This is a genomic window from Glycomyces tenuis DSM 44171 (assembly GCF_000427885.1).
Taxonomy (GTDB): domain Bacteria; phylum Actinomycetota; class Actinomycetes; order Mycobacteriales; family Micromonosporaceae; genus Glycomyces; species Glycomyces tenuis.
In genome coordinates, this window is the sequence record NZ_ATYW01000036.1 from 1 (window position 1) to 10,636 (window position 10,636).

At 65.8% G+C, this 10,636-nt stretch carries 10 protein-coding genes and 1 pseudogene; 5 read left to right on the forward strand and 6 right to left on the reverse strand.

Going from position 1 to position 10,636, the window contains the following annotated elements:
- The coding region (locus YWW_RS38135; protein WP_026932090.1) for a transposase at positions 1 to 216 on the reverse strand (216 nt) is incomplete at its 3' end.
- A 217-nt stretch (positions 217 to 433) separates the two neighbouring features.
- Here YWW_RS38135 and YWW_RS37070 point away from each other — a divergent pair.
- Together YWW_RS37070 and YWW_RS0124035 are read left to right on the forward strand one after the other, a co-directional pair.
- Positions 434 to 619, forward strand: coding sequence for a hypothetical protein (locus tag YWW_RS37070; protein WP_026932091.1), 186 nt, complete (start codon positions 434 to 436; stop codon positions 617 to 619).
- A 184-nt stretch (positions 620 to 803) separates the two neighbouring features.
- Positions 804 to 1,805: a hypothetical protein gene (locus YWW_RS0124035; RefSeq protein WP_026932092.1), complete on the forward strand. Its 1,002-nt coding sequence runs from the start codon at positions 804 to 806 to the stop codon at positions 1,803 to 1,805.
- A gap of 350 nt (positions 1,806 to 2,155) precedes the next feature.
- Here the strand turns inward: YWW_RS0124035 and YWW_RS0124040 are convergent, their stop codons facing one another.
- A complete protein-coding gene (locus tag YWW_RS0124040; protein ID WP_155830384.1) occupies positions 2,156 to 2,773 on the reverse strand; it encodes a TetR/AcrR family transcriptional regulator in 618 nt (205 codons plus the stop codon).
- On the reverse strand, positions 2,766 to 4,334 hold the full coding sequence (locus YWW_RS32715; protein WP_081687730.1) for an MFS transporter: 1,569 nt from the start codon (positions 4,332 to 4,334) through the stop codon (positions 2,766 to 2,768). Before YWW_RS32715 ends, YWW_RS0124040 begins: the two co-directional genes overlap by 8 nt.
- A gap of 229 nt (positions 4,335 to 4,563) precedes the next feature.
- Between YWW_RS32715 and YWW_RS38380 the strand changes: the two are divergent.
- A pseudogene (locus YWW_RS38380) lies at positions 4,564 to 4,907 on the forward strand (type I restriction endonuclease subunit R); the annotation flags it as partial.
- 17 nt (positions 4,908 to 4,924) lie between these two features.
- Here the strand turns inward: YWW_RS38380 and YWW_RS32720 are convergent.
- Positions 4,925 to 5,869, reverse strand: a complete 945-nt coding sequence (locus YWW_RS32720) for a transposase family protein (protein WP_155830386.1) — start codon at positions 5,867 to 5,869, stop codon at positions 4,925 to 4,927.
- A 785-nt stretch (positions 5,870 to 6,654) separates the two neighbouring features.
- Here YWW_RS32720 and YWW_RS0124055 point away from each other — a divergent pair.
- Positions 6,655 to 7,827 carry an ISAs1 family transposase gene (locus tag YWW_RS0124055; protein ID WP_081687732.1) on the forward strand — a complete coding sequence of 391 codons (1,173 nt, stop codon included), beginning with the start codon at positions 6,655 to 6,657 and terminating at the stop codon, positions 7,825 to 7,827.
- A 139-nt stretch (positions 7,828 to 7,966) separates the two neighbouring features.
- On the opposite strand, the gene YWW_RS0124060 is transcribed toward YWW_RS0124055, so the two are convergent.
- Positions 7,967 to 8,632: a GNAT family N-acetyltransferase gene (locus YWW_RS0124060; protein WP_026932095.1), complete on the reverse strand. Its 666-nt coding sequence runs from the start codon at positions 8,630 to 8,632 to the stop codon at positions 7,967 to 7,969.
- A 382-nt stretch (positions 8,633 to 9,014) separates the two neighbouring features.
- Here YWW_RS0124060 and YWW_RS32725 point away from each other — a divergent pair, with 382 nt between their 5' ends.
- Positions 9,015 to 9,479, forward strand: coding sequence for a ParA family protein (locus YWW_RS32725; RefSeq protein ID WP_051326258.1), 465 nt, complete (start codon positions 9,015 to 9,017; stop codon positions 9,477 to 9,479).
- Between the two features lie 70 nt (positions 9,480 to 9,549).
- On the opposite strand, the gene YWW_RS0124070 is transcribed toward YWW_RS32725, so the two are convergent.
- Complete coding sequence (locus YWW_RS0124070; protein ID WP_026931994.1) at positions 9,550 to 10,581, reverse strand: IS630 family transposase; 1,032 nt, start codon at positions 10,579 to 10,581, stop codon at positions 9,550 to 9,552.
- Positions 10,582 to 10,636: the final 55 nt, after the last annotated feature.

A 10,636-nucleotide genomic window follows, 5' to 3' on the forward strand; every position in this document is an offset into this window, starting at 1 on the left:
CTGGGCGATCTTCTTCTTCGCGGCGGTCAGCTCGGCCTTCTCCGCGCTGGTCACCCCAGACTCCAGGCCCCGGTCAATCCGATCCTGTCGCCGCCAGGTGTAGATCGTCTGATCGCTGATCCCCAGATCATGCGCCACGTCGGCGACCTTGCGACCAGCCTCGATCAAATCCAGCACCTTCCGCCGGAACTCCGGCGGATACCCACGTCGTCCCATACCACCCTCTCAAGACCAAGTGGCATAAGAACCCAACAATCAGACTCTGTCAAACCCGGAGCAGACCACCTCCACCAAACCCAGGGCGATACATTTCGAACCTGCCGACATCGTCGGCTTCATCGAGGCATGGACCGAATTCGCGCCCCCGGGCGCGCAGCGGTGCATCGCTCCGGCCCGCCTCCGTGCCCGGTGTGCCAGCAGCCTGTGGTGGAACGTGTTCGATCCCACCATCGAACGATGGCTGGCCATGCTCCCATGCTGGGTCCGCTACTGCGCCGACCGCGACAGCCTCGCTCCACACCTCACCGAGGCCGCACTCGAGGCGCTGCCGTGCAGCATCGAGGAACTCGACATACCCGAACACAAACGCCTCTCACACATATGGACCGAAACGCCATAGATTGCGTGGCAATTCTTCTATAGCGCTGACACTTTGTGGCCCGATCGTAGGGCTCGGCGAACTGGAAGTGGAGGGCGAAGGACCAGAAACGATATCCCGAGAAGCTGAAAGCCGAGGCGGCCCGGATACACCTTGAGGAACCTTCAACGGCCTCTTCGTCGGTAGCTGGTGTCACAATCGATCGATGGACTTCCGCTTGCCCGAGGGTGCCTCCCATGAGGGTCGCAACAGCGCTGGGAACGACGTCTTCCGCATCTCCATCCCACTTGACGAGGACGGCTTCTTGGGCCGACAGTGTCCCTCCTGCGACCAGGTCTTCCGAATATCACAGGAGGACTATGGACCGCTGCCGGATGTTCTCGTGCTCTATTGTGTGTACTGCGGGCACCATGAGGGCCACAGCGAGTTCATGACTCAGCAGCAGCGCGAGCGTCTTCAACAGGCAGCCAAGGGCATCGCCCTGCAGATGGTCAGCAAAGCGCTCGAGGAATCCTTTGGCAGGAGACCCCGCCGCCCTCGACGGTCGGGGGCCGGTGTGCAGTTCACCTTCCGCTCGAAGCCGATCTACCCGGAGCCGTTGCCGGGAATCGAGGAGGAGCAACTGGTCCGCCAACGCACCTGCAGCTCCTGCAGTATTCGATATGCCGTGTTCGGAGACCACCGGTTCTGCCCGATCTGCGGGCCACTCGACGCCCTTGAAATCGCGCTCGACGCACTCGTGGCCGAAGCCGCCAAGCTCGACGCGCTGGAGTTGATCCCGGCGGAGGCGCGACCGCTTCTACGCGAGCAGGGAGTGTTTGATCGGCTGTTCGTCGACACCCTCGGCAGAGTGGTCGGCATTGTAGAGACGCTCAGCGGGAGCCACTTCCGGGCCCATGTCTCCGGGGCTGAGGTGATCCTCAAGGGCAAGGGGAACGTGTTCCAACGCTTGGAAGACATGGCTGGTCTGTACTCAACGCACCTGGATATCGACCTGCGCTCGGCATCCGGGGTGGTTTGGGAGGACCTGCTGGAGCTGTGGGCGACCCGCCACGTCCATACACACAACGACGGGATCGTCGACGTCCGCTACCTTCGGGCGGTTCCTGGTTCGCCCCGCAAGGAGGGGCAGCGCCGCATCGTCACCGAGGCTGACGTCCGACTTGCGATCACCCAGGCTCGCGCATTGTGCGTAGCAATGAACTGAACGGTCGAGTCGCCCTAATTCTGCGCCTCCGTCGTGAAGCGGGCATCATTGAGCTTCTTCGGGCAAGCTGATGGGCCCGTTCGGTGATCATGGTCCGTTGGGAGACAACGAAACCTCCTGGTAGAAACTGGAGCTGCTACGACAGCAGTTCCCCGCCAAGAGGTTTCGTGTCCATTCGCAGGGAGCAGGATCGCGAGCGTCGGATGCGGGCACTCGTGCGGCATCCGGTGCACTGGACCTGGGCGGAGGTGAACAACCCGGAGCGATTGGCGCAGGAGCTCGGGGTGCAGGGATTCCGCGCCGAGAGGGCTGGCCGCCGTCGTTCCGCTTCGCGTGGCTGACGCCGGGACTCAGACGAGCCGGCGGCCCACCATGTCGGCGCCGTCTTCGAGCACCGCCCGGAACAGGGCGTCGTCGCGCTGCTCGAGCCAGCTCAGCGCCGCCCCGAACAGCAGCGTCAGCGCCTGTTCGACCACCAGAACGACGTCGGTCTCCCACCGCAGGCCCGCTCGTTCGGCCAGGTCGTTGAACAGGGCCACCATAATCCGGCGGTACTCCTGCTGGGACTGCACGACCAGATCCCGCAGCCGCTCGTCGCGGGCCGCCATGAGCGAGAGCTCGAAGTAGGCGGTCTCCTTGTCCGGATTGGCCATGACAGAGTCCGCGTAGGCCGCGAAGAGGTCGGCCACGGCGGCGGCCACGTCCTCCGGTCCGTGGATCGGCCGGTCTTGCTGTGTCTGCACCAGGTCCGAAAGGTGCGTCAGGTCCAGACGCATCACCGAACGCATCAGCTCGTCTTTCGAGGAGAACGCGTAGTGCACGGACCCGTGGGGCACCCCGGCCTCCTTCGCCAGGGCCCGCGTGGTGAGCGCCCACGCTCCCTCGCGTGCCATGACCGTCACGGCGGTCTCGGTGAGCTCCCGACGGCGTTGCTCGATCGGAACATGCGCGCGGCGTGACTCAGCCACGGGTCACCTCCGCACCGGCGTGGCCCGCGCTCCCGGCGGGCGGCACGTCCGCGTCCGGCCCGGCCGGGGCCGCCCGAGACTCCGAGCGCAGGCCGCGCCAGGCCAACACCAGGGTGATCGCTGCCGTGCCGATGCCGATCGCGGCCACGAGGTCGATGCCCGCCAGGAAGGCGGAGTCCGCGATCTCGCGGAGGCGGGCGCCGCCGTCGGGCAGCGTCTGGGCGATTTCGTGGGCCCCGGCCAGGGTCTGGGAGGCGGCGGTCGCGGCTTCGGTGTCCATGCCGGGCAGGGAGGCGGTCTCGACCACGCGGCTTGAGTACACGGCCATCCCGGCGGTGCCGAGCACGGCGGTGCCCATCGCCCCGCCGAACTCGTACCCGGTCTCGGAGATTGCTGCGGCCGCGCCGGCGCGGCCGCTCGGGGCGGCCGTGAGGATCACGTCGTTCGTGAGGGTCTCGGCCAGGCCCACGCCGATGCCGAACGCGGCCGACAGGAGCGCGAACAGGACGATGGTCTCGGCGGTGTCCAGTCGGGTGCCGATGACGAACGCGACGATCACGAGGGCCAGGCCCGTCATGATCACGGCGCGCACCGAGGCCATCCGCGCCAGGGCGGGGGCCAGCATGGTGCCGACCACGGTGGCCAACGCGAGCGGGAGCATCCACAGGCCGGCCTCGGCCGAGCCCATGCCGCGCACGAGCATGAGGTACTGCGGGAGGAAGAACATCAGCCCCATGAACGCGAACATGGAGATCACGTTGATCGATAGGGCCGAGGTGAACGCGAAGTTCCCGAACAGGGAGACGTCGATCATGGGGTTCTCGCGGCGGCGCTGGCGGGTGACGAACCAGGTCATCGCGGCGATGCCGAGAACGAGGGCGGCGAGCACCGTCCCGTCCAATCCTTTCACGCCGGTCTTGAGGGCGTAGACCAGGGAGATCATGCCCGCGATCGAGAGGATCACGGAGGCCGGGTCGAACGGGCCCGGGTTCGGGTCCTTCGCCTCGGGCAGCAGGAACGGGGCGGCGAGCAGGAACAGCACGATCACCGGCACGTTCAGGAGGAACACCGAGCCCCACCAGAAGCTCTCCAGCAGCAGTCCGCCGAGCACCGGGCCCACGGCGGCACCCCCGGAGAGCGCGGCGGCCCACACGGCGATCGCGGTGCGACGCTCGGTGCGGTCCGGGAAGATCGCGCGGATCAGGCCGAGGGTGGAGGGCATGAGGGTGGCGCCGCCGATGCCGAGCATGGCACGGCCGAGGATCAGCATCTCCGGACTGGTGGCGAAGGCGGCCACGATGGAAGCAGCGCCGAACAGGGGCGCGCCGATCAGGAGCATCCGTTTGCGGCCGATCCGGTCTCCGAGCGAACCCGCGAAGATCAGCAGGCCGGCGAGCAGGAACGAGTAGAGGTCGATGACCCAGAGCAGCTGGTTCGACGTCGGCTGCAGGTCGGCCGACAGCGCCGGCACGGCGATGCCGAGCACGGACATGTCGATCGAGATCAGCAGCACGGGAAGAACGAGGACGAGCAGGGCCGTCCAGCGGCGTACGGGAGACACGGGGCCACCTCTCCAGGGACGGTCGGACTGCGGGCGGTGTGCACGCAGCGTTGCTGAGGTGTTCCGCACCCCGGCGAGAACCATCCTGACATGAAGTTGGCCATCCGGCCAAAACTTTTTTGGCCGGATGGCCAGAAGTATGGGGGACATCACGGGCGGGAGGGGAGCCCGGTTTCGCTGAAATGCCCGCGCGCCGGGTGGACAGACCTGACGATGGCGGTCCCCTCCGCCTAGGCCCGTTTCCGAGTACGCACTCGGTTGCGGTATCGACGACGGGTACCTCGCGACATGCAAGGTCCTTCGCGTCAGTACCACCGTGGACGACGGTCTGATCATCGACGACGAGGTCCAGCGGGGCGCCGAACTCATTGTTTCGGAGAGAACCACGCCCTGGGAGACGGGAACGAACCTCTACGCGGCTCGCATCGTGAGCGAAGAGCGCGATACCATGCCCTGCTGGAACAGTTCCCGCTTGCGAGCAGCAACGAACCCGTTGCAGTCACAACCGTCGATCTCATCTCGACCGGCGTGAACGCTCCCTCCGTGCGCACCATCGTCTTCATGAAGCCGATTGCGCCTTTCCGGGCAATTCATTGGGCACTGTGAGTGAGGTGGCGGCGGGGTTGTTCGATACGGAAGAGGGCGAGGCAGGCGCGGGCGATGGTCCCGATTTGCCAGGGGTTGAGTGAGACCTTCTGCAGGCAGCGGAAACGCATCTTCAGGTCGGCATTGGCCTTCTCTGCCAGGGCTCGCTTGGCACGGACGAGCCGGTTCCATTCCTTCTGGGCCTCGGTGAGCTTGCCTCGCGCGGGCGTCTTGTGGGGCACGACCACGGCCGGGAACGCTCGGAACTTCTCATACCCCAAATCGACCAGGACCAACAGGTGCTCCTCGGCGTCGACGCCGATGTTGAGCAGGGCAATCACGGCCTCGACGCCGGTCTGGTGCGCGGCGTTGGCGTCGTGCTCACGGCCCGGTCGCGCCTCGGCGATCCACAGCGGGTCTCCATCGGGAGCGGAGATGACCTGGAGGTTGACCCCGTGGCGGTGATGCTTGCCGGACCAGAACAGGTCGACGCCCCGGGTGGGGCCTTCAACCTGTGCTCGGGTGGTGGGGATGAGGGTGCCATCCAGGCCTATATGGCCGTCACCGGCAGCACGGGCGGTGTCGATGGCATCGTGCAGGCTCGGGGCCGATCGGGCGAGGACTTCGAGGCCTTCCCAGAGGTTGTCGTAGGCGGTGGTCGCAGCAAGGTGGTTGTCGGCGGCGAGTTGGGCGATGCGGGTGCCGTCAATGAGGAATCGGAGCACGAACACCGCCTGCGACCAGGGAGTAAGGCGACGAGTGCCCTTCCGTGTCTTGCGGTTGCGTCGGTGCTCGGCGAGCCTGCGGGTAAACCAGTCGCAGGCGGCGCGGTCGACGGGAAGGAAGGCGGTGTATGCGACACTCAAGGACACGAAACCTCTTGGTGGGGAACTGCTGTTGTAGCAGCTCCAGTTTCTATCAGGAGGTTTCGTTGTCTCCCAACGGGTCATGATCACAGAACGTGCCCATCAGCTTGCCCGAAGAAGCTCATTGGACGCGTTGTGCGGCGGCAGGCGTGTGAACAAGACGTGTCAAGTGCGTGCGCAAGGTGGCTGCACCGCTACAGGTACGACGATATTCGTGCAAGTAGATCTGCACGACAGGGGCAATGATGTACACGCTCGGGGAACCCCCGGCTTTCGTGAAGTCATTGGTTGCTGAGACCAATGACTCGGTGTCTGAGCTGGCGGGTAGGTGGGGCGGGGGTGCCGGTCAGGGGGCCGGAGTCATGGTCTGTCCACATGGACAAGGGTCGGTTTTCCACCTGGGTGTGTCCACGGAATCTGGCAACCAGGGGCATTCGGTGGCACTCAGTCGCACAGGTGTCGGGCAAATAAAATGCCCCCGGTTCGATCATTTGATCGGAACCGGGGGCGTTATTGCAGCTCAGAGGCTTGAGCGGGCGACGAGAATCGAACTCGCGTCATTGGTTTGGAAGACCAATGAGACATGTCATTTGACCTGCATATACGCGGCTTGCCCGACGATTTCCACCTGGGTCCATCCTCGATCAAAACGCAGACGTGGTAGGTGGAATTTATAGCTCTTTGACCGAATGCTCTCCGCATTGAGCCGCAGGGCTTGTTCAAGTTCCGTGGTGGTGTGATGGGCCTGGCTGGGAGGGGTTGGGGCGCATAGCAAAGCAGGCGCGGGGTTCGTGATCATTGCGGTGTCTTAAGCCTGATGATCATGAAAGCATCCCGTGCCTGCCCGCTCATCCTCTCCGATCCCTGTCGTGCTCGCGAAGCTGGGTCCGCTCGAACCTGACACCATCACCGACCTGCGCCCTTACCTCGACTCCGTGCCCGACCCGCGCTCCCGGCGGGGCCGCTGGTATCCCTTGGCCGCGATCCTGCTGGTCTGCGCCTGCGCGACGCTCTCCGGCGCGAGGAGCATCGACGAACTCGCCGAATGGGGCGCGCGGGCCGGAGCCGAGATCTTGGAAGCGGTCGGGATCCGCCGCCACCCGCTGCGCTGGCGCACCTCCCCGTCCCGAGCGACGATCGGCCGTGTGCTCGCATCGCTCGACGGCGACGCGCTCGACCGAGCCGTCGGCGCCTACCTGGCTGACCGCCACCACTCCGCAGCCGACAACACCGACCCCAGACCGCCGCGTCGGATCATCGCCGTCGACGGCAAAGCCCTGAACGGCTCGGCCCGCCTCGACCGCAAGCGCCGCCACCTGCTCTCCGCGCTCACCCACGGCCTCCCAGTCACCTTCGCCCAGGCCGAGGTCGGCGCGAAGACCAACGAGACCACCCACTTCAAACCCCTGCTCGCGCCGCTCGACCTGGCCGGCGACGTGCTCACCTTCGACGCCCTCCACACCGTCCAAGACCACGCCAAATGGCTGGTGCGAACCAAGAAAGCGCACTACATCGCCGTGATCAAGACGAACCAGCCGACCGCGCACACCCAGAGCAGCGCCTTGCCCTGGAAGCAGATCCCCATCGCCCACACCGCCTCCGGACGCGGGCACGGCAGGAGGGAATCACGCTCGATCAAGGCCATGGCCCTCGCCGACAACCTCGGCGGCCTGGCTTCCCCCGAGGCCAGACTCGCCCTCCGTGTCCACCACCACCGCAAGGAGTCCGGCAAACCCGAAACGAGAGAGACTGTCTATGCCGTGACCAGCCTCGACGCTCACCAGGCGAGACCGGCCGACCTCGCTGCCTGGATACGGGGCCACTGGACCATCGAGAACTCAAGCCACCACATCCGCGATGTCACCTTCGGCGAAGACGCCTCGACCATCCACGCCGGAACCGCGCCCCGCGCCATGGCCGCGTTCCGCAACCTCGCCATCGGCGCCCTCAAGATCCTCGGCGCGATCAACATCGCCAAGACCACCCGCGCGATCAGGGAAGAACCCGGGCGAGCACTCCCGATCCTGGGCATCAACCAATAGCCGAACCCCTCAGGAACTGAGACAAGCCCTGCCGGGTGAGCCCGGGATCGCTGGCCAAATACAGGGCCGTCTACCTCGACAAAGCGCCATCGGCATCCCAGCGCCGCGACGGTCCGCTCCGAGAATCCGCTCAGGTCCATCAGGTCGCCAGTACCGAGGGTCCGAGGCCGAGCATGCCCAATACGTCCTGGTCGAGGCCCACGACTTCAATCTCGTGCCGGTGGTTGGCCTCCCAGTCCGCGCGGCCCAGCCGCCAACGCTGCTCGGTGCGTCGGACACCTTGCACGACAGGGAACTTGAGTCCGTCTTCGCGGTAGCCGAGCCTGCGCGAGACACCGGCCGAGGCGTCGTTGCCCTCATAGGAGCCGCTGGTGGCGTAGTCGGCGCCGAGTTCGGCAAACGCGAGGTGGAGGACCGCGGCGCGCATCTCCTTGCCAAGACCCTTTCCTTGGTGGGCGCGACCGATCCAGGAGCCGGTGCTCACCTCGCGAGTGATGGCGAACTGCAGGCCCTTGATGTCCTGGACGCCGATCGGCTCGCCTTCGCAGAAGACGGTGAACGGGAAAGTCCAGCTGTTCGCGTCCCAGCGCCCGATCACGCGGTGGTGCCAGGAGATGACATTGCGGGCGACGACGTCGGGGCTGCCTTCGGTCCACGGCACGCCGAAGGGCATGAAGGCAGGGTCGTGGACTCCCGCGGCGGCGGCCTCGGCGAGCTCCCCGAGCTCCTCGAAGTCGGGCAGGCGCAGCTCAAGACGTTCAGTGCGCAATCGGAGCCGGTAGATGGGGAAACGGTCGGCGAGCATCACCCGATTCTCCCGACCGACTTCGAGAGCGGCAATCGATTAACAACCGGCCATTCACCCCATCACGGAACTTGAACAAGCCCTGGGAATGACGACCCAGTAAACATCAACACTCGGCTGTGAGCGGCGCTACTCCCGCGGGAGGGGGGCGACGTAGGTCCGGCGCGCGAGGTATCCGAGGTGCCAGAGTTACCCCCGCGTGGGCAGGGACGACGTGCACATCGACGTCGAGACGCTGAACCAGCTGGAGCTACCCCCGCGTAGGCGGGGACGACCCGGTGATGCGGACGCGGGACAGGTCGCCCATGGAGCTACCCTCGCGTGGGCGGGGACGACAGGTCCCAGCGCTCGACGTCGACGTGGCCCCACGAGCTACCCCCGCGTGGGCGGGGACGACTCGCGACTGAAGACCCTGATCGAGATGTGGGGCGAGACCGGCCGCTGGGAGGTCTGCCTGATCGACTGCCCGCCGAGCCTCGCGCTGCTCTCCGACAACGCCCTGGTCGCCGCCGACCAGATCATCATCCCGGTCGAGGCCGAGGACTCCTCGCTGTTCGCCCTCGAGCTGCTCATGGTGCAGCTCAGCTCCATCCGCGCCGAGCTGCGCATTGACCCCGAGGTCCTGGGCCTGGTCGTTAACGCCTACGACAAGCGCCGCGGCTACGAGGTCACCTCCACCTACGCGGCCCTTGAAGCGTTCAAACTGCCGATCCTCGCCACCGTCAAGGACCTGGCCGACCTGCGCCGCGCCTGGCGAGCCGGCGACTCGGTGTTCGACGTCGACCCCGACGGCCCCGCTGCCCAGTCCTACACCCAGCTCGCGAAGGCCTTGATCGCCGCGGAGTGAGGCCGGTCCAAGACGCCTCAGCCACGGCTCCAACTACTAATCCGGAACTGTGAAGTTGGGTGGCCTAGTGTCACTCCGGTTGGGCCGCAGTGATGTAGGTGAGTTCGGGATGGCTGAAGAGGCGTTTGACGGTCTCGGGGAGTTTCTGGAGGCTGCGCAGGGCGCCGAGCGCGACCCGGTGCATATCGCCTCCGTTCCGGAGGACGGCTTTTCCCATGCGGCCGTTCTTGACGGTGTTCCAGACCAGTTCGTCGGGGTTGAGCTGGGGTGAGTAGGACGGCAGATAAAACAATCGCAGACGGCCCTCGGCCTGCGCTTCGAACGCTTTGACGATCTTGGCGTGATGGACGCGGGCGTTGTCAACGATGAGGAACACCGGCTTGTCGGTGGTGGCCATCAATCGCTTGCAGAAGTCGATGAACGCGACAGCGTCGAACGAGCCCGAATGCAGCCGGAAACGCAACTGTCCTTTACGCGAGATCGCCGAGACCATCATGATGGTCTTGCGGCCACCGACCGGACCCGAAGCGGTCACGACCGGGGTCTGTCCTTTCTTGCCCCAGGTGGTCCCGGCATGGAACCCCAGCTGGATGGCGGATTCGTCACCGAAGAAGATCTCGGCGCCCTCCTCGCTGGCCTGGGCAGCAATTGCAGGGAAGGTCTCGGTTCGCCATCGCTCGACCGCTGCAGGGTCGGCCCGGTCCGAGCGGTACCGCGGTCGCTGCGGAGTGAATCCGAGATCGGTCAGTATCCGCCCGACCCACTTGGGCGAGAAACTGATGCCGAACCGTTCCTTCACCAGGGCCGCCGCGATCTCGCGGGTCCACAGCAACGAATCGAAGCCGTGCTCCTCAGGCGTGGTCGACTCGATGATCCCCGCCAGCTCGGTGCGCATCGGCTCGTCCATCGCGCTCTTGCGCTCGGGTCGCTTGTCGTCCAGTCCCGCAGGCCGGCCCTCACGGGCCCATCGCGCCCAGTTGTAGACCGAGTTCGGCGAGACGCCCAGCGTCCCAGCGATGAACGCGGCCGTATACCCACCCGCTCTCATCTCCAGCGCCCGAGCTCGAAGCTCCGCACTCGCTCGCGGCTTTCCCTTTGCCATGCAAGCATTCTCGCATCACCACCCAGAACCCAACTTCACAGATCCGGATTAGTAG